A 19452-nucleotide genomic window follows, 5' to 3' on the forward strand; every position below is an offset into this window, starting at 1 on the left:
ATGATATTGCTGATATGAGGGTTAACGTTCTGGCGTGGTAAGAACCTGTCTTTGCTGCTTCAGGTTGTCGATGTAATCTGCATACCACTGCATCATTTCCCGTCTGCCATCAAGGTACTGCGCATGGTTGTAGGTACCCCGCACCGCGTTCTTGTCCACATGTGCGAGCTGAAGCTCAATCCATGCCGAACTGAAATCATGGTCGTGGGTGAGGGTGCTGAACGCATGGCGAAATCCGTGGGCGGTAGTGAAGGTATGCCAGCCAGCCTGCTGAAGAAACTCGTTGATGCACTTCCGGCTGCGCGGCTGGTCACTGCGGCGCGCGCCCGGAAGAACGAAGTGGGACTGGCGTGTAGCGGTTCGTAATTTTATCTCTGCCAGCAATGCCAGCGCCTGGCGTGAAAGGGGCACGATATGCGGCCGGCGCATTTTCATTTTCTCCTTCGGAATTTCCCACAGGGCACGGGTGAAATCAAATTCATCCCAGGTGGCCAGGCGAAGCTCCCCGGTGCGCACGGCCGTCAGTGCCAGAAGCCGCGTTGCCAGCGCCATCAGGTTTTCTGAGGCTTCCATCTCGCGCATGCATTCTCCCAGCTGTTCCCCGGTCAGCGTCCGGTGGTGCTGGCGTTCAGGCGGAAGCAGCACGCTGCTGAGTGCCGAGGCCGGATTGACGGTGGCCCGGCCTGTTGCGATGGCGTAATCAAATACCTGAACACAGGTCTGACGGGTTTTGCGCAGTGCTTCCAGCTTGCCCTGCGTTTCAATAACCCGCAGGGCATTCAGTATCTCCAGGGGACGGATGTCCGTCACCGGGCGCTCACCTATTGCAGGAAAAAGGTGATTTTCGACTCTTGCCCGCTGGTCTTCCAGATAGCGTGGCGTCCATCGGCGTGCCATATGCGTGAACCATTCTTCAGCAAGCGTGCGAAAGGTGCTGGCGATGCTTTCCCGGAACGCCTGCTTACGGGCCTGTTTTTCATATGAAGGGTCTTTCCCTCCGGCCAGGAGTCTGCGGGCCTCATCTCGCTGCTGACGGGCCTGAGCCAGGGTAACGGTCGGGTAGACGCCAATCGTCAGTTTCTTTTCCTTGCCCGCAAAGCGATACTTCAGATTCCAGTAACGGGCCCCGGATGTTTTGACAAGCAGGTAGAGTCCCTGACCGTCGGTAAGCTTGTAGTCCCTGTCGGCAGGTCTGGCCGACTCAATTTGTCGTACGGTAAGTGGCATGAAGATAACCTGAAAATAGCCCCTGAAATGGCCCCCAAACGCAGCATGATGCCGGTAGAGCCCGGTTGACGTTCAGGGAAGGTAAACGGGTGATGAGGCCTTATAATAAGGCGATACTGAAAAGAAAGAGAGAGGTCTGTTGATTTGTGTTGAATTCAACAGACCGGATTGGATCCTCCCTGGCAGGGAGAGGGAATAATAAAAACGCCCTTCCCTACACCAATACTCTGGAGAGTTCTGTGATGAATACTGATATTTATCAGCAGATAGAAAATAGTGCGCATTTCAGGGAGCTCGTCGAAAAACGGCAACGGTTTGCCTTCATCCTTTCCATCATCATGCTGATTATCTACGTCGGCTTTATTCTGCTGATCGCCTTTGCCCCGCACTGGCTGGGCACGCCGCTGCACGCCGGAACCAGCGTCACGCGCGGGATCCCCATCGGCATCGGTGTGATTGTCATCTCCTTCGTGCTGACCGGCGTCTACGTCTGGCGCGCGAACGGTGAATTTGATCGTCTCAATAAAGCAGTACTGCGTGAGGTAAAAGCATCATGAAGCGAGTTCTGACGGCGCTAGCCGCCACACTGCCTTTTGCGGCGCATGCGGCCGATGCCCTGACCGGCGACGTCCAACGCCAGCCGACCAACTGGCAGGCGATTATCATGTTCCTGATTTTCGTGCTGCTGACCCTGTACATCACCTACTGGGCGTCGAAACGCGTGCGCTCGCGTAATGACTACTACACGGCGGGTGGCAACATTACCGGCTTCCAGAACGGGCTGGCGATTGCGGGCGATTTTATGTCAGCCGCATCGTTCCTCGGGATCTCCGCGCTGGTTTACACCTCCGGCTATGACGGTCTGATTTACTCTCTCGGCTTCCTCGTCGGCTGGCCGATTATTCTGTTCCTGATCGCTGAGCGTCTGCGTAACCTCGGGCGTTATACCTTTGCTGACGTGGCCTCGTATCGCCTGAAGCAAGGCCCGATCCGTACCCTCTCCGCCTGCGGTTCGCTGGTGGTGGTGGCGCTGTACCTGATTGCCCAGATGGTGGGCGCGGGTAAATTGATCGAACTGCTGTTTGGCCTGAACTACCACGTCGCCGTGGTGCTGGTCGGCGTGCTGATGGTGATGTACGTTCTGTTCGGCGGGATGCTCGCCACCACCTGGGTGCAGATCATCAAAGCCGTGCTGCTGCTGTTCGGCGCAAGTTTCATGGCCTTTATGGTGATGAAACACGTCGGCTTTAGCTTCAACAACCTGTTCACCGAAGCAATGGCGGTTCACCCGAAAGGGGAAGCGATCATGAGCCCAGGGGGGCTGGTGAAAGACCCAATATCCGCGCTGTCGCTCGGTCTCGGTCTGATGTTTGGTACGGCCGGTCTGCCGCACATCCTGATGCGCTTCTTTACCGTCAGCGACGCTCGCGAAGCGCGTAAAAGCGTCTTCTATGCCACCGGTTTTATGGGCTACTTCTACATTCTGACCTTTATCATCGGCTTTGGCGCGATCATGCTGGTTGGGGCGAATCCGGCGTTTAAAGATGCGGCGGGGCAGCTTATTGGCGGCAATAACATGGCGGCGGTACATCTGGCCGATGCCGTGGGCGGCAACCTGTTCCTCGGCTTTATCTCCGCCGTGGCGTTCGCCACGATTCTGGCGGTGGTTGCTGGCCTGACACTGGCAGGCGCATCGGCGGTCTCTCATGATCTCTATGCGAACGTGTGGCGTAAAGGGGCAACGGAGCGTCAGGAGCTGAAAGTCTCTAAAATCACCGTGCTGATCCTGGGCGTGGTGGCGATTCTGCTGGGCATTCTGTTCGAGAAACAGAACATCGCCTTCATGGTCGGCCTGGCGTTCTCGATTGCCGCAAGCTGCAACTTCCCGATCATTCTGCTCTCCATGTACTGGTCAAAACTGACCACCCGTGGCGCGATGATTGGCGGCTGGCTGGGCCTGCTGACGGCGGTGATTCTGATGATCCTCGGCCCGACTATTTGGGTGCAGATCCTCGGTCACGAAAAAGCCATCTTCCCGTACGAATACCCGGCGCTGTTCTCCATTGCCGTGGCGTTTATCGGAATTTGGTTCTTCTCGGCCACCGATAATTCACCGGAAGGAAATCTGGAACGCGACAAATTCCGCGCCCAGTTTATTCGTTCACAAACGGGTCTTGGGATCGATCAGGGCCGCGCGCATTAAGTGCTAACTCTCCCCGGTCACGCTGGCCGGGGAGTCTTCAGAACATCACCCACGCCACCAGCGGGGCAACCAGCACCATCACCACACCGGACAGCATCATCACCAGGCTGGCGACCACGCCCTCCTGCTGACCCATCTCATAAGAACGCGCCGTCCCCGCACCGTGCGACGCCGCGCCAAACCCGGCACCTTTAGCCATCCCTTCGCGGATCGACAGACGTAAAAACAGCATATCGCCCACCGCCATCCCAAACACACCGGTTACGACCACAAACAGCGCCACCAGATCCGGCTGGCCGCCGAGAGGTTTCGCCGCCGCAAGCGCAAAGGGCGTGGTGACGGAACGCACCGCCAGACTGCGCTGGATCTCATCCGACAGCGTGAACAAGCGTGCCAGCCACACAGAGCTGGTTACTGCGACGACCGTTGCCGTCACAACACCTGCCGTCAGGGACATCCAGTGGCGTCGGATCACCGCCAGATTGTCATAAACCGGCACGGCAAAGGCGATAGTCGCCGGGCCGAGCAGCCACAGTAGCCAGTGGGATTCACCGATGTAGTTTTGCCAGGAGATGTGGCCGAAGATCAGCATCAGCACCAGTAACAACGGGGTAAAGACCAGCGGCATCAGCGGCAGGGCGTGGAAGCGGCGATAGAGGCGTTTGTTGGCAAAATAGATCACCAGCGTGACCACCAGGCACAGCACGCTGATGTGAAAATTAGTCATGCTTCTGCCTGCTGATCTCATAGCGATAGACTTTATCCACCACCCATCCCGTCGCGCCGAGTACCATCAACGTGCTCAGGGCGATGACGGCGAAAATCCGCCAGCCGTCGACCATCAGCAGCTGCGCATAGTTCACCACCGCCACCACCGCCGGAACAAAGAACAGCAGCATTTCCGCCAGCAGCCAGCGAGAGCCCGCGCGGATCCAGTTCAGGGGGATGATGCGGCACAGAATGAGCGTCAGCATCAGTACCATTCCCACCAGATTGGCGGGCAGCGGCAGATGCAGCCAGGTAACGAGATATTCAGCGAAAACAAACAGCGCGGCATAAAGCAGTACCTGAACCGGTACCTGGAGCCGTTGCACAACAGCAGGCGTAACACGACCTAACGCCACGGCCATGGGGGAATTCCTCAGAAATGAGACGAGGCGCCAGTATAGTGACCACACGGAGTGGACAGAAATGAATTAAAATCATCAAAGGTATAGTTTCGAGGAATAATCATGGACATAAGAACGCTGCGCTATTTTGTCGAAGTGGTTCGCCAGCAGAGTTTTACCCGCGCAGCGGAGAAGTTATTTGTCACCCAGCCCACCATCAGCAAAATGCTGAAAAATCTCGAAGATGAACTGAACTGTACCCTGCTGATTCGCGATGGCCGCAAGCTGTTGCTGACAGATACCGGGCGCGTCGTGTTTGAGCGCGGTCTGGCGATTCTGGCCGAGTTCCGCCAGCTGGAAGCCGAGCTTGGCGATATTAACCACCTGAACAAGGGCCTGCTGCGCTTAGGCATTCCGCCGATGGTTGGCATGATGATGGCCGGACCGATCAGCCTCTATCGCCAGCGCTATCCCGGCGTCGAGCTGAAGATTTCCGAGTTCGGCGGGCTGACCGTCCAGCAGGCGGTAATGAACGGCGAACTGGATCTGGCGATGACGGCCCTGCCCGTCGAAGAGGACAGCGGCCTGGCGACGCTGCCGCTGTTCAGTCATCCCCTGTGCGTGTTGGTCCCGCGCTCCGGCGACTGGCTGCAGATCGATACGGTAAAACCCGAGCTGCTGGCAGAGCATCCTCTGCTGATTTACAACGAGGATTTCGCCCTGAGCCGCCAGCTGATGCAGCTTTTCCATCAGCATGACGTCAAACCGCGTATCGCCGTGCGCAGCGGTCAGTGGGATTTTCTTGCCGCCATGGTGCAGGCGGGCGTCGGGATTGCGATTTTGCCGCAGCCGATTTGCGAGCGTCTGGATAAGAACACGCTGCGCTGGATACCGCTTGAGAGCGATCTGCACTGGCAGCTGGGGATGATTTGGCGCGAAGGGGTGTATTTGTCGCACAGCGCCCAGGCGTGGCTGACGTGCTGCGAAGGGTTTTGGGTCGCAGCGGAGTAACCTGCGGCGGGTGTTCCCCCTCCCCCGAAAGGGAGAGGGAAAGGATGCCGCCATCAGGCCGCGCGTCCTACTGCTCTATCAACAAGGCTTCCAGCAAATCCAGATCGTGCAGCAGTTTTTGCAGCGTCTCATTGCTGATCTGGCGCGTAGCACGCAGGTGGTAAAGTTCGGCTCGCTCTGAACGCAGCGCGGCCAGACGGAAGCGGCGCTCCAGATTCTCTTCCTGCATCGAACTTTCTACGTCGTTACGCCCATCGGCGCGGCGGCGCAGGTTACCAATCACCCGCGAACTCACCTCTTTCAGCAGCTGATTATCTATGTTCTCTTCCGCATCGGACGCCAGACGCTCTTCCATCTTCTCAATCGCCACAATCGCCACTTCGGCGGTCGCCGCGCGCGCGATACGCTCCTCTTTATGCTGCTGGGAGTGGTCGGCCACCTCCAGGTGTTGCAGCAGAATCGGCAGCATCACCACGCCGATAAACAGCGAGAACAGGATCACGCCAGCCGCCAGGAACACCAGTTCGTAGCGCGCCGGGAAGACGTTGCCATCCGGCAGCAGCAGGGGAATCGAGAGCACACCGGCGAGGGTAATCGCCCCGCGAACGCCCGCAAACGAGGCAATCAGCAGCTCGCGCGTGGTCCAGGAGCCAAACTCCATCGGCTTCTTGTGCAGAAAACGCAGGCTGAATTTTTTCATCGTCCACAGCCAGCCGAAACGCACCAGCATCAGCGCCAGGTAAATCAGCACGATATCGGTAAACAACATCCAGGTTTCCACGTTCGGATCGGCTTCTGCCGCCACCAGCGAGGACTCCAGAATGCCCGGCAGCTGCAGGCCCAACAACAGGAACACCATGCCGTTAAAGACAAACTCCAGCATCGCCCAGGTGCTGTTGGCGCGCAGACGCATCGCCAGCGGTGCGCGGCGCATCACGCCCGCACGGGTGATGGTCATCCCCGCCGCGACGGCTGCCAGGATGCCCGATACGCCGATATGTTCGGCAATCAGGTAAGAGGCAAACGGCAGCAGGAACAGCAGGACGATCTGCGTGGCGGGTTCGTCACCGCCCCAGCGGCTGAGGAACCCGAGCGAGCGACCGTACAGCCAGCTCACCACAAACCCGGCCAGGATGCCGCCAATCGCCACCTTAAAGAATTCAACGGTCGCGCCACCGATGGTAAAAATCATGGTTCCCATCGCCACTGCGACGGCAAATTTCAGTGCTACCAGACCGGAGGCGTCGTTCATCAGCGCTTCGCCCTGCAGGATGCCCATGATTTTCTTCGGTATCCGGCCTTCGCCGACGATACCGGAAAGGGCCACGGCATCCGTTGGCGACAGGACGGCGGCGAGTGCAAAGGCCGGTATCAGCGGAATGCCCGGAACGATCCAGTAAATCAGGAACCCTATCCCGACAACCGTGACGACGACCAGCGCCAGCGCCAGACCAAATATCTCTCTCCCGTGTTCAAGAAATTCACGCGTCGGCGTTTTCCAGCCGTCGGCAAACAGCAGCGGCGGAATGAACAGCACGAGGAACAGCTCGGGGTCGAACTCAACGTGCAGGCCAAACGTCGGCCACGCCAGCAGCGCACCAATGGCGATTTGCATCAGCGGGAGGGGTAACTGGAAGGGTAGTACGCGGGTAACTACCCCGGAAAGTGAGACCACAAGGGTCATGATGAGTATTGTGAAGAAGATTTCCATGCGTTCCCTGTTTGCGTGTTTCTTATTGTGTATGCCCTAAATAAGTCGAGTTGAAAGAAGGTGGCAGTAAGTGCATCTCCATGAGCTTACTCAAGTAAGTGATGAGGGAGAATGACCGCAGCCAACGCACGTGCAACCAGACGTATGACAGGCATAAGCATGAAGCGTCGTGCTTCTATTCTACCGCTTCCAGAGTAACGCAAAAGACAACGAAATGGGTCTGAAAATCAAAACGGGCGGCCTAAGCCACCCGTTTTAAGGCGTCGGACAGGCTTAAATCGCCCAGCCGCCCGCATAGAATGCCACCAGCGCAATGGCAATCACCACGGTGCCGATGTTCAGCTTGCGCCACTCACCGGAGACCAGACGACCAATCACCAGCGAGGCGAAACCGATCATGATGCCGGTCACGATGTTACAGGTCAGTACGATAAACACGGCGGTAATCAGGCCGGACATCGCGTCGACGAAATCCGCGAAATCAATTTTCGCCACGTTGCTCAGCATCAGCAGACCCACGTACATCAGCGCAGGCGCGGTCGCGTAGGCCGGAACCAGATAAGAGAGCGGAGAGAGGAACAGGATCAGCAGGAACAGCACGCCCACGGTGATCGCCGTCAGACCGGTTTTACCACCTGCCGCCGTGCCCGCTGCGGACTCGATGTACACCGCCGCCGGTGCCGCACCGACCAGGCCGGAGAAGACACTGCTCAGGGAGTCGGTGGTCAGCGCTTTGCCGCCATCGATAATCTGCCCGTCTTTATCCAGCAGGTTCGCTTGCCCCGCGACAGCGCGGATGGTGCCTGTGGCATCAAACACCGCGGTCATCACCAGCGCCAGCACGCTTGGCAGAACAATCGGGTTCAGGGCGCCGACGATATCCAGGCTACCAATCAGGGAGTTACCCTGGTCGTCGCTCAGAGAAGGCATGGCGAAAACGCCGGAGAAGTGAACGGTCGGATCAAAAATCAAACCGACAATCGAAACACCGATGATGGTCAGCAGAATACCGCCCGGCACCTTCAGTTTTTCCAGGCCGATAATCACCGCCAGACCAATCAGAGACATAATCACCGGGAAGCTGGCGAAATGGCCCATGGTCACTGGCAGGCCGTCCAGTGGGTTTTTGATTACCAGACCAACGCCGTTCGCTGCAATCAGCAGCAGGAACAGGCCGATACCGATACCGGTGCCGTGCGCCACGCCCTGCGGCAGGTTGCGCAAGATCCAGCTACGAATCCCGGTGGCGGAGATGATGGTGAACAACACACCCATCAGGAATACCGCACCCAGCGCGACCGGCACGCTGATGTGCTGACCCAGCACCAGGCTAAACGCGGTAAAGGCGGTCAGCGAGATCGCACAGCCAATCGCCAGCGGCAGGTTTGCCCACAGGCCCATGACGATGGAGCCGACGCCCGCAACCAGACAGGTGGCAACGAAAACGGCCGCCGGCGGGAAGCCGGCTTTACCCAGCATGCCAGGCACCACGATGACGGAGTAAACCATCGCCAGAAACGTCGTCAGACCTGCAACAACTTCCTGACGCACGGTGCTGCCGCGAGCAGAAATTTTAAACAAGGCGTCGAGTGAACCGCCGGTACGCGCTGATGGCGTAGACATAGAAAACATCCCCTGAGAAATTTTTATCATTCGCCTGTCAGCGTGGTGGACAACTCCACTGCCAGCGAAACGTCAAATCCTTGTGCTGCGTTTGCGACGAAAAGGGGCCGTCACAAAAAAAGCAAACGTTTAGCTCCGCGCTGACAAAACGGGTGGTGAATTGAAGGCAAACGATTATCTAGCGTAATCCACGCCCTTTTCAACTGAACTTTATCGTTTTTCGCTAAAATTCCCTTATGACGCTGAAGAAATAACCAGAGGATGCGCAAACGTTATCGTGAATGCGCAATTTGATAACAATCTGTCACCCGCCAGGGATCTCAAAAGGCCCGCCCTGCTGAATCGCGCGTTGCCAGGCAGGACGCATTTCCACTCTTTTTTTCCACGCCTGGGTGTACGGAAGATTGTCGATCCCACCGCGTGCCAGCAGTGCGAAGATCGGATAGGTCATCTGGATATCGGCCATGCTCAGCTGCTCACCGGCAAACCAGGTGTTTTCACTGAGATGGGATTCGATATAGCGCGCGTGGGTTTCGAGCTGCGGATTGAGCCAGGCTTTTTGCACGCCCCCACCCAGCACTTTGCCAAGCGAGCGCATACCAAACGGAATCGGCGGCTTACCGAGGCTGGCAAACACCAGCTTCATCAGCAGGAGCGGCATCAGGGAACCTTCCGCATAGTGCAGCCAGAAGCGGTACTGATTTTTGTCCACCGCGCCCTCAGGCTTGAGCTGAGACTGGGTGTCATAGGTCTCCTGCAGATATTCCAGAATGGCGCCGGACTCTGCGAGGATCAGGCCGTTATCCTCGATCACCGGCGATTTGCCCAGGGGATGCACTTTTTTGAGCGACGCGGGCGCCATCATCGTTTTTTCACGCTGGTAGCGGACAATCTGATACGGCACAGATAGCTCTTCAAGCGCCCAGATGACGCGCTGGGAGCGGGACTGGTTCAGGTGGTGGAGCGTCAGCATGGTTTTCTCCTGTGATTCATACAAACTAACTATAGAAAATTGCACAACATGGCGAAAAAGTTTTGGCGAGATTCTGACCAAACCCACTGGCGAACAACCGGGTTTTGCATACAATTAAAGTGTCAACACAAACCGGAACCTCCCCAACGTGCTCGACATGAGGGGTGTTGATGTCGGGGGAAACCCTCCCGTGTACCAACGGGATAGAGAGAAAGACAAAGACCGGGAATAAACTAAAGCGCCTTAGTCTGGCGCTTTAGTTTTTTCTGCGTTGGGTGGCTACTACATTTTAGTCAGTCCACAGGATTATGCTTTTTATGGTGGCCGGATATGCATTGCGCCATCCGGCACATAAACCCTGCGAGCTTAATCTTCTTCCAGCAGGCGCGCGCCGGTCCCCTGCGCCCCCAGCGTATCCCCCGGATTTCGCAGCGGGCAGTCGCTGCGCGACAGGCACCCGCAGCCGATGCACCCGTCCAGTTCATCGCGCAACGCCACCAGCGTATGAATGCGCCGATCCAGCTCCTCACGCCACTGGGAGGATAGTTGCTTCCACTCTTTCGTACTCAGGGAGTGCCCCTCCGGCAGCACGCCAAACGCATCGCCGATGGTCGCCAGCGGAATGCCGATCCGTTGCGCAATTTTGATAATCGCCACGTAGCGCAACACATCGCGGGTGTAGCGGCGCTGATTGCCCCCGTTGCGGATACTTTTAATTAAGCCTTTGCTTTCATAGAAATGCAGCGCTGAGACCGCCACCCCACTACGCTTTGCGACTTCCCCCGGCGTCAGCAGCGCCTTAATTCTGGGTAATCTCTTTTCCATAAAACCTCTTTACCTCAAGTTAACTTGAGGAATTATACTCCCCCGCAGAGAAAACGACGAATCAACAGAGAAAGTTGTATCTAAAGAGGGGCAACCTTATGTCGCATCAGCAAATTATTCAGACATTGATTGAATGGATTGATGAACATATCGACCAACCGTTAAATATTGACGCTGTCGCTAAAAAGTCGGGCTATTCGAAGTGGTATCTGCAGCGGATGTTCCGCACCGTCATGCATCAGACGCTGGGGGATTACATCCGTCAGCGTCGGTTACTGCTGGCGGCACAGGCTCTGCGCACGACCAAGCGTCCGATTTTTGATATTGCGATGGATTTGGGATATGTGTCGCAGCAGACGTTCTCCAGGGTGTTTCGTCGCGAATTCGACCGCACACCGAGCGACTACCGCCACCAGCTGAATTAACTCGTGCGCGGGATCAGCACGCCGACAGGCTGTTGCTGCCAGGTCATAAATTCCTGCGGCGGCATCGCCTTCGCAAAGTGCCAGCCCTGACAATATTGCACGCCGCGCTTGAGCAGCCAGGTCACCTGCTCCGCCGTTTCCACCCCTTCCGCAATGGTTTTCAGCCGCAGACTTTGGGCCATCTCAATGATATGTTCCGCAATCAGGTGGCTGGTGCTATTGGTGGTCAGGGTATCGATAAACGACTTATCGATTTTCAGGATATCGACGTTGAGCGAATAGAGGTTATGCAGGTTCGAATACCCGGTGCCAAAATCATCGATCGCCACCTCATAACCCGCCTGGCGAAACGCCTGAATCACCGGCGTGGTTTTCGGCACATCAATAAACCCGCGCTCCGTTACCTCAATTTTAATCTGCTGCGCCCGCACGGAGTAATGCCGTGCTTTATCCGAGATCAGGGCAATCAGGCGCGACGAGTGGAAATCCGACGCCGACAGGTTAATCGAAATATAGAGGTGCGGATTGTTGCCGAGGAAATCACCGAGATCGTTAAACACCTCTTCGACGACATAATCGGTAATGCGCTCAATCATCCCCTCTTTTTCCGCCAGCGGAATAAACTCTGCCGGGCTCATCACCGGGCCATTAAACCCCGGCCAGCGCAGCAGCGCTTCGGCACCGACGCAGCGGTTATTTTTAATATCAATGATCGGCTGATAATGAACGCACAGCTGGCGCTTATTGAGCGCGCGGTGCAATAACCGACCTGGCGAATTAAATTCACGGTGCGTGCGCGACCAGACCAGCAAAATAATAATGCTGCAAATCATCCCCAGCGGCAGGGTCAATGTGGCCTGGTGGTAAAGAATTTCATAAAAACGGGTATTGGATGTTGAAACGATCGCGGCAATAGGCCGCTTCGCTGAGCTGACGATGGTGTAAAAACGATCGTCTTTTTGAAATGGCGCGCTCACATTTCCGACGAGCGTGTGTAATAAAGAAATATTGGCCCGTGGGCTGACGGAAAAGAAGGCATTGGTCACCGTATCAAATACGCCCCACGCCAGAGAGTGATCTGTCGACATCACTTCACTGTATGAGAGCGGATTGACCACGACGACATAATTCCCGCGCTGCATATACGTCATTTTATAACCAGCAAAAAAGGGCGTATCGCGGAAATAATAGATAGAGACGTCAGGTTTTCGTTTGTAATTTGCGTCAGGTATCAGATACGGCTTATCGGGAGTCATTACCGTGGAGCAGAGAAACTGCTGGCCTTCGGCATAAATTAAATCGGACACATACAGACGGCCACGCACAACGTTCAACATATATTGCCGATGGGTGGGGGAACAAATCTCGCCCTGATATTTTTCGGCGGCGTCGCGGGCTAAATCAACCTGTTCAATTACCAGTTCAGTTTTATCTAAAGCGAGTTGCGCAAAGGAGCGTAGCTGACTGCTTGTTTCGGTGACGGCTCTTAGCTGGGCAAACCATAGCGCCAGCATCACCGGTAGCAAAACTACCATGATGATCCCGACTACCCTCAGCACCTTGCGCCGTGCGCTACGATTCATTTCCGCCCTATATCCCTGCAATATGTGTGCCTGTAGTAATGAAGGCCGGATGCTTTGATAAACAGGTGATTACGTTGCATGAATCATGCGAAGTTAGCAACTGACTTTTATCATCAGAAACCCAATATTTGGTTATGACGATATTATTTGTCCGTAAGCCAAACTTAAAGAATGCGTGCCGTTTTTATTAAGGAAAATAAATATCAAGACTTAACGGTGAGTTTTAAGATAACACAACAGAGGATCATTGATTAAGCCAAACTCACGACAGCATGAAAAAAGCTCAGCGTGATCATGAATTTTCAGACTTATTGGATACGGCTTATCCCGATATTGATTTATAAATAATCAATGGCAATCACCGTTTTCCCTCTGCCGCTTCGTTTTGCATCATATAAAGCTTTGTCGGCGCGGGTAAGCAGCGACGAGGTATCGCGTTGTCCATGCCCAACCTCCACCACTCCGGCGCTGAAGGTGAGCAGCAGTGATTTATCGCCCACCCACATCGGCCGCTCCAGCAGCGCCGCGCGCAGCTTTGTCGAGAGGGCTATAGCCACTTCACAATCCGCCTCTGAGAGTAGAAGTAAAAACTCTTCTCCGCCAACCCGCCCCAGCGCGGAATGTGCAGGGCTTAACTCGCGCAGGCGATCGCAGAAGTGGATCAGTGCGGCATCACCCACCTGATGGCCCCACTCGTCGTTGATCTGCTTGAAATAATCCAGGTCAAACATCAGCACGCAGAATGGGCTATCGTGCATTTGATTGCGCTCAAGAGCGCTCTGCAGCGCCTGTAAAATCGCCGAACGATTCAAGCAGCCGGTCAGGTCGTCGGTGGTGGCTTTCAGCGCCAACTGCTGCTCGGCTTTTTTACGCTCGGTGATATCCAGACCAATATTCAGAATAGAGCCGTCCGGCAGCAGAATGTTCGACCACAGAATGGTGAGTTCCTCCCCGTCTTTACGGATCGGATGCCACTCGTACATATCTTTCAGAGGCGACACATGGACCGATTCGCGGACCCGCTGCCGCACTTCCGGATCGGGATAAAAGAGCGCCAGCGGATCGGGATACATATTGATCTCCGCCATCGTCCAGCCAAATATCTTTTCACACTCCATATTCCACAGTACGCAGCGATTACGCCGATCAAAAGAGTTCATTAATACCGGCGCGCGTTCAAATAACGTTTTATATTGCGTCACCACCAGCTGCATCTCTTTTGCCGTTCGCTCGCGGGAAATCATATCGGCAAAATAATCTTTTAATTTTTCGACCAGCACGACCACCACATTTTTCAGCGTCGGTAATGCACACAATCGTTGCGAAAACCCCAGGAAGAAATAGCCGTTGCAGCTGCCATCCCGGGAAGAGAGTTTGCATAACACGCCGCTTTGTAATTGCACATATCCCGGATGCTGGGCGTTAAAAAGCGAGCGGCCAATATTTTCTTTCCAGTAAATGGCGCGCCACGAGCGGTGATGACGCTTCATCAGCGTGCTGGCAAGAAAATCGGTCACTTCAAAAGAGTGGCAGGTGACATCACCCGCGCAAACCACGCGCGGCAAGCCGCTGTCATCATCCACACTCACCCACGCCAGCGCCGAACCCAGCGAGCGGTTGATCGTTTCCAGCATCTCAGTCAGCGAACACTGGGACGTTAACAGCGGCATCAATTTTGCTAAAGCATGCAAAGCCTGCATGCTGTCGTTAACAATTTCGCGGCATGTCTCTTTCATCATGTTTATTCGCAGGTCGTTGAAACTTAGAAAACAGGCGCAACGAATAACTCAGGATTCGAATAATCTCATTGAGAGCTTTTATTCCAGGCAACGCATAAATATGTGAAAAATTGCATGTGTGTGTGAATAATAAGTGACACCAGAGAATAAAAAGCAATGAATTCAGTAACCTGAATTATTAATTGTGTATATTTTATTGTCCGTTCAAGCATAAGCCATAGGTCTAATACTGTAAATATTGTACAGACCCCTCCTGGCTGTAGAGACTTTTGTATCTCAATGAATTCGTTATAAAGACGTACATGAAATCACGATTAGTCTGCAAAGATATATTTTGCTTACCCCTTCTTTTACTGAGAAGGGTTAAAAAGCGCACATTTTTGCCGCAACGAGACTGGCGAATAAAAGAACAAATGTGATATAGTTCACACATATTCTGTAACGCGAAACACTGTTTCATTGTTGTTCACACGCTTTCCGAGGATTTGGTTTTATGGCGACCATTACCACCAGCATGGTTTTACTGCGCTGGCCGTTGTTGAGTGCGGTTTTGATGTTTTTAGCCAGCACGCTGAACATTCAATTTCGTAAATCTGACCTTGCGGGGCTGGCGGTGATTAGCACCTTACTGGGCGTGGGCGCTGCATGCTGGTTCGCGACGGGATTACTGGGTATCACCATGGTGGACGTGGCGACGATCTGGGGCAACATGAAAGAGGTGATGATCGAAGCGATGAGCCATACCCCGCCTGACTGGCCGATGGTCATTACCTGATCGCTGCGTGTTTAGTCCTCTCATCCCGGCCCTCTCACACAGAGAGAGGGTCAGGATAGCTGGCACCAGCCGCTAGAAAATGCCCTTCTGCCGTACCTTCTTCATCTTCTCCGTAGGCGCATCCACCTGACTCAAATCCAGCTCTTCTTTGCCACTCGCCGCACGCTCAGGTTCCGCCGCCGTTTTCCCGGCCATTCTTAACTGCTGTAACGCCAGCTTCTGCTGCTCCAGCAGCGGCTTCAGGGCTGCAACTTCGTCACGAATCATCTGTAACTGCGCCAGCTGCTCTGCGGAACTATCCACCGCTTTTTCCGGCACAGACTCCTGCGGCGTCAATTCCCCCAGCAGCTGCGCGAGCGTTAGCGTTTCGCGCCCCAGCGATTCCGCCACATGGTGGCACAGGGACGGGTCCATCAGGTGCAGCTGCAGGCCCGCCAGGTAGACGTCACGGTGGAACGCGCGGATCTCCATATTCGTGTCGTCAATGCTGGCAGACTTGTCCATGGACTGATGCCACTTTTGCAGCTGCTGCATCGCGCGCAGATCCGCGCGCGACTGGTCTGGCGTCAGGTGCAGGGACAGATTGACGCGCCGAATCTGTCCCTTACGCATCGTCACCCACCTCGGCCATTAACGGCTCCTCGACCGTCTGCGCACCGGCGTCAGAGTGGTACAGGCAGATTTCGCGCGACAGCGCGCTCTGCGGATTTTCAATGCTCACCACGCGATCGCCGAGGGTCGCGTAGACGTCGCGAATCGCCCCTTCGATCAGGTGCGCACCGCCGCCGACCAGGTAAACGCGGTTCGGGTTTTTGGCGAATTTTTTCGCTTCGTAAGCGACCTGATCGCCCAGCTCCTGAATTTTAATCTCAATCTTTTCGAGGATGTCGTCGATGCGCGATTCGTCGTTAATCACGCTTTTTACAAAGTTAAGATCGTGGCGGCGCTTGATCAGCTCATTCGCCACCAGATAGCTGGAGTCGCTGTCGGCAGCGGCCAGCAGTTTGCGCGTCGCGTCCGTCACCATCGCCACGCCGATTTCGTTGTTGCCGTAGATGGCCGACACATCGTCGAATTCGCCAATCACCACGCCCATATCCAGGGTGGTGCCGCCGCAGTCGATCACCAGCGATTTGGTAAATTCATTAACGTTCGAGTTGAGCAGATGGGACAGCGCCGCAGGCAGGCTCTCCGGCATCACCTGCACATCCACGATGCGGAACAGCTCGCCTTTGTTCAGGGTGATATCGCGCATCAGATTCTGGCGCTTCGCTTCGATGCGCTCTTCGTTACGCTGACAGTCGTCCGGCTTGTAGAACTGGGTGATCGGTAAGGTCACAATCACCTCTACGTCGCACGGCGTTACCCCGGTCTGAAGCAGGGCGTGATGCACCGCCAGCAGATTTAAATCGTCGTACTGATAGTCGATATGGGTAGTAGAGAGCGCCTTATCGGACGTGGCATCGTAGGTGTATTTGGTGGTGCCGATGGTGTAGTTGTGCACCGCCTGGCCGCGCAGCAGCGCCGCGCTCTTCCAGTCTTTGCGGAAGGAGTTCGGCGAGACCACGGTCTTCAGGGTGCCGTTTTCAATCCAGCTGATTTTGACGTTAGTGGAACCGTCGTCGATGGCGAATTTTTTGCAAGTCTGGGTCATGGAAAATGTCTCAATCGTTCTGAAAAAGGGGGCCGCGTCAGAGCACAGCCTCGTCAGTTAAAATGCGGCGGGCACCGAGATAGTGGTCCTGCCAGAAGTTATCGGAAAGCTGGCTGATACGAATATTCAGGCCGGTGCGCGGGGCTTCGATAAATTTGCCGTCCCCGAGATAGACGCCGACGTGATCCGCGACGGGGCGCTGGTTGATGTTGAAGAACACCAGATCGCCGCGTCGCAATTTGTCCTGTTTTATCTGTCTCAGCGTGCGGTCCTGATACATACCGTTGGCGGTGCGCGGCAGATTGCGGCTCAGCACCGGCGTGAACGCGTAGAACACCAGGCCGCTGCAATCAAAGCCCTGCTCCGGCGTCTGGCCGCCCCAGACGTAGGGTTTGCCAATCTGCTCTTGCAGCAAATGAATCACTTTTTTCAGCGACGCCTGCAGGCGCGGGCTCATCTTCTCGCCGGGGAGCGGCTCCCAGATCATGTCCGTAGAGAGTTTTCCGGGCTGCCAGCGTTTATGCATCGCCAGCTGTTCGCGGTTTTGTACCCGCTCAAGGCGTTTTGCTTCGCTCAGCTTGCGCTTTTGCTCCGGCGTCACCGGCACCACGGCGATGCGGGTGCGGGCTTTTTTCAGCAGCGCCGCGCGATTGCGCATCCGCGCGTTGGCGGCGGCCTCTTCTTCGGAGACCGTCTCACGACGCGGCGCGGCGTCGGCATGAACAGTCCCGGCCACCATCAGCGCGGCAGCCAGCGCCATACAGCGCAGGATCGGGAAAGGGATAAAGGTCAACATCACTCAATCGTCTATTGTTTCTGCGAGAGTTTATCAATGATCGGCTTGATCACTTTCTCGCCGTGCTGACCAAAGAACTGGTATAGCGACTCGCTCGCCGAGTGGGTCAGCACCATGATTTCAATGCGGCGGTTCGAGGAGCTGAGCGGATTTTCCGGGTCGAGCAGCATCTGATCGGCCATTCCACTCACCTGCAAAATTTTCCCTGGCGCTAACCCGGCTCTGGTCAGGACTTTACGCGCCTGCATGGCTCGCTCACCGGACAGGTTCCAGTTGTTGTAGAGATCCTGATCGCGGAAACGGGTAGCGTCCGTGTGGCCGGTGATAATGATTTTGTTGTCGATCTTGTTGAGCGCCGGGGAGAACTCCGTCAGCAGACGGGTGAAGAACGGCGTCAGGATCGCGCTGCTGCGCTGGAACATCTCGCGCTTCTGATCGTCGGTGATCAGGATCCGCAGCCCCTGCGGGACGATCTCCATTTTCAGGTTCGACTGGGCATCGTAGGCCGAGGTGATCTTCATGATGATCCGCGCCAGATCTTCGATCTCCCTTTGGGAACGCTTATTTACGTCCTCCAGGCTTTCGCCTTTCAGCCCCGCCTGAATAGTCATCGGTTTTTCTGCGGATGATTTTTTCGCTTCGCGATCGCGTTTTTCCGTGACCGCAATTTTACCGCCGCTGCCGTGCGGCTGGGTGATTGGCGTCAGGGAGTTGCCCTCAAAAATCGACTCGCCGTTGAGTTGAGAGACGATCTCTTTGCGCTCCTCTTCCGTCACCGAGCCCATGATCCACAGCACCATAAACAGCGCCATCATCGCGAGGGTAAAGTCAGCGAAGGCCACCTTCCACGCCCCGCCATGAAAGGTGTCATGGCTTTTGCGCGAGGAGCGTTTGATGATGGTGGTATGTTCTTTTCCGCGTGTGCCGCGCATCAGGATTCACCCGTCATCTGGTTCACCCAGCCGTCGAGCGTGGCGAAGGTCGGTTTCGAATCGAGCGGCAGCATTTTACGTCCGGCATCCACCGCCAGCAGCGTGGGCTTGCCCGCCACGTGATTCACCAGCACGGTACGCACGCACTCGATCACCGCGAGCTGTTTTTTGGTGTTCTGCTCCATGGCGTTCGCCACCGGGTCCATCAGGCAGTAGCAGAAGAAGACGCCGAGGAAGGTCCCGACCAGCGCCGCCGCCACTTTCACGCCGATCACCGCAATGGAGCCGTCGATGGATTGCATGGTGATGATGATCCCCAGCACCGCCGCACAGATACCGAAGCCCGGCATCGCTTCTGCGGTACGTTGCAGCGAGCGGGACGGCTGCAGCAGGTTCTCTTCCATCGCCACCAGCTCCTGCTCCAGAATCCCTTCCAGCTCGTGCTCGTTGATCTTGCCCATCGCCATCAGGCGGAAGTTGTCAGAGATAAAGGTGATCAGCGCTTTGTTCTGCAGGATCAGCGGATATTTCTGGAACAGCGGGCTGCTTTCCGGCACTTCGATGTGTGCATCCAGTACCTTCAGACCACCGTCCTGCACCAGCTCCAGCAGTTCAAACAGCAGCATCAGCAGCTGGCGTTGATACTCATCCGTGTACTCGTTTTTGCGCATAATGCCGCGAAACTGACGATACATTTCCGCCAGAACCGGACGCGGATTTGCGAGCACCATCGCCCCCAGACCGGCCCCTAAAATGATGATGATTTCACCGGGCTGCCAGAACGAGGCGAGACGGCCGCCGGACATCAGAAACCCGCCGACAACGCAGGCAAAAATAATGAAAATACCGAGAAACTTTTGCATATA

The 19452-nt window shown here is 55.6% G+C and carries 19 protein-coding genes; 5 read left to right on the forward strand and 14 right to left on the reverse strand.

The genetic code is table 11. The features are described 5' to 3' along the window. Nucleotides 1–21: 21 nt before the first annotated feature. Complete coding sequence (locus tag OVA10_RS04270) at nt 22–1227, reverse strand: tyrosine-type recombinase/integrase (RefSeq protein ID WP_268195462.1); 1206 nt, start codon at nt 1225–1227, stop codon at nt 22–24. Nucleotides 1228–1469: 242 nt separating this feature from the next. Here OVA10_RS04270 and OVA10_RS04275 point away from each other — a divergent pair, with 242 nt between their 5' ends. Together OVA10_RS04275 and actP are read left to right on the forward strand one after the other, a co-directional pair. Next, entirely contained in the window at nt 1470–1784 is a 315-nt protein-coding gene (locus tag OVA10_RS04275; RefSeq protein WP_100777983.1) for a DUF485 domain-containing protein, read from the forward strand. After that, on the forward strand, nt 1781–3430 hold the full coding sequence (gene actP, locus OVA10_RS04280; protein ID WP_100777984.1) for a cation/acetate symporter ActP: 1650 nt from the start codon (nt 1781–1783) through the stop codon (nt 3428–3430). Before OVA10_RS04275 ends, actP begins: the two co-directional genes overlap by 4 nt. A gap of 37 nt (nt 3431–3467) precedes the next feature. On the opposite strand, the gene OVA10_RS04285 is transcribed toward actP, so the two are convergent. Together OVA10_RS04285 and OVA10_RS04290 are read right to left on the reverse strand one after the other, a co-directional pair. Next, nucleotides 3468–4157: an LrgB family protein gene (locus tag OVA10_RS04285; protein ID WP_100777985.1), complete on the reverse strand. Its 690-nt coding sequence runs from the start codon at nt 4155–4157 to the stop codon at nt 3468–3470. After that, a complete protein-coding gene (locus OVA10_RS04290) occupies nt 4150–4560 on the reverse strand; it encodes a CidA/LrgA family protein (RefSeq protein ID WP_100777986.1) in 411 nt (136 codons plus the stop codon). Before OVA10_RS04290 ends, OVA10_RS04285 begins: the two co-directional genes overlap by 8 nt. 102 nt (nt 4561–4662) lie before the next feature. Between OVA10_RS04290 and OVA10_RS04295 the strand changes: the two genes are divergently transcribed. Continuing rightward, nucleotides 4663–5550, forward strand: coding sequence for a LysR family transcriptional regulator (locus OVA10_RS04295; RefSeq protein WP_100777987.1), 888 nt, complete (start codon nt 4663–4665; stop codon nt 5548–5550). 67 nt (nt 5551–5617) lie between these two features. On the opposite strand, the gene OVA10_RS04300 is transcribed toward OVA10_RS04295, so the two are convergent. From OVA10_RS04300 to soxR, 4 genes are all read right to left on the reverse strand, one after another. After that, on the reverse strand, nt 5618–7261 hold the full coding sequence (locus tag OVA10_RS04300; RefSeq protein ID WP_231276214.1) for a Na+/H+ antiporter: 1644 nt from the start codon (nt 7259–7261) through the stop codon (nt 5618–5620). 273 nt (nt 7262–7534) lie between these two features. Next, nucleotides 7535–8884 (reverse strand): guanine/hypoxanthine transporter GhxP, encoded by a 1350-nt coding sequence (ghxP, locus tag OVA10_RS04305; protein ID WP_102105724.1) that lies wholly within the window; start codon nt 8882–8884, stop codon nt 7535–7537. A gap of 304 nt (nt 8885–9188) precedes the next feature. Next, nucleotides 9189–9857, reverse strand: a complete 669-nt coding sequence (locus OVA10_RS04310) for a glutathione S-transferase family protein (RefSeq protein WP_268195466.1) — start codon at nt 9855–9857, stop codon at nt 9189–9191. A gap of 366 nt (nt 9858–10223) precedes the next feature. After that, on the reverse strand, nt 10224–10682 hold the full coding sequence (gene soxR / locus OVA10_RS04315; RefSeq protein WP_100777991.1) for a redox-sensitive transcriptional activator SoxR: 459 nt from the start codon (nt 10680–10682) through the stop codon (nt 10224–10226). Nucleotides 10683–10780: 98 nt separating this feature from the next. On the opposite strand from soxR, the gene soxS reads away from it, so the two are divergent. Then, nucleotides 10781–11107 carry a superoxide response transcriptional regulator SoxS gene (gene soxS, locus OVA10_RS04320; protein WP_100777992.1) on the forward strand — a complete coding sequence of 109 codons (327 nt, stop codon included), beginning with the start codon at nt 10781–10783 and terminating at the stop codon, nt 11105–11107. Here soxS and OVA10_RS04325 read toward each other — a convergent pair. Together OVA10_RS04325 and OVA10_RS04330 are read right to left on the reverse strand one after the other, a co-directional pair. After that, on the reverse strand, nt 11104–12690 hold the full coding sequence (locus OVA10_RS04325; RefSeq protein ID WP_100777993.1) for an EAL domain-containing protein: 1587 nt from the start codon (nt 12688–12690) through the stop codon (nt 11104–11106). The genes soxS and OVA10_RS04325 overlap by 4 nt on opposite strands. Before the next feature lie 338 nt (nt 12691–13028). Then, nucleotides 13029–14426, reverse strand: coding sequence for a sensor domain-containing diguanylate cyclase (locus tag OVA10_RS04330; protein WP_268195601.1), 1398 nt, complete (start codon nt 14424–14426; stop codon nt 13029–13031). 496 nt (nt 14427–14922) lie between these two features. Here OVA10_RS04330 and OVA10_RS04335 point away from each other — a divergent pair, with 496 nt between their 5' ends. Continuing rightward, nucleotides 14923–15204: a YjcB family protein gene (locus OVA10_RS04335; RefSeq protein WP_100777994.1), complete on the forward strand. Its 282-nt coding sequence runs from the start codon at nt 14923–14925 to the stop codon at nt 15202–15204. A 72-nt stretch (nt 15205–15276) separates the two neighbouring features. Here the strand turns inward: OVA10_RS04335 and OVA10_RS04340 are convergent, their stop codons facing one another. Genes OVA10_RS04340 through motA form a run of 5 tightly spaced genes read right to left on the reverse strand, consistent with a single transcriptional unit; the run spans nt 15277 to nt 19449 of the window. After that, a complete protein-coding gene (locus tag OVA10_RS04340) occupies nt 15277–15816 on the reverse strand; it encodes a hypothetical protein (RefSeq protein ID WP_123429895.1) in 540 nt (179 codons plus the stop codon). Further along, entirely contained in the window at nt 15809–16858 is a 1050-nt protein-coding gene (gene parM / locus OVA10_RS04345) for a plasmid segregation protein ParM domain-containing protein (protein ID WP_181827187.1), read from the reverse strand. Before parM ends, OVA10_RS04340 begins: the two co-directional genes overlap by 8 nt. A gap of 37 nt (nt 16859–16895) precedes the next feature. Continuing rightward, nucleotides 16896–17654 carry a C40 family peptidase gene (locus OVA10_RS04350; protein WP_268195469.1) on the reverse strand — a complete coding sequence of 253 codons (759 nt, stop codon included), beginning with the start codon at nt 17652–17654 and terminating at the stop codon, nt 16896–16898. 11 nt (nt 17655–17665) lie between these two features. Next, a complete protein-coding gene (lafU, locus tag OVA10_RS04355) occupies nt 17666–18586 on the reverse strand; it encodes a putative lateral flagellar export/assembly protein LafU (protein ID WP_102105717.1) in 921 nt (306 codons plus the stop codon). Continuing rightward, nucleotides 18586–19449 (reverse strand): flagellar motor stator protein MotA, encoded by an 864-nt coding sequence (gene motA, locus OVA10_RS04360; protein WP_100777999.1) that lies wholly within the window; start codon nt 19447–19449, stop codon nt 18586–18588. The genes lafU and motA overlap by 1 nt, the downstream gene beginning before the upstream one ends. Between the last annotated feature and the right edge of the window lie 3 nt (nt 19450–19452).

The sequence above is a fragment of the Lelliottia sp. SL45 genome, assembly GCF_026672535.1.
Taxonomy (GTDB): Bacteria; Pseudomonadota; Gammaproteobacteria; order Enterobacterales; family Enterobacteriaceae; genus Enterobacter; species Enterobacter nimipressuralis.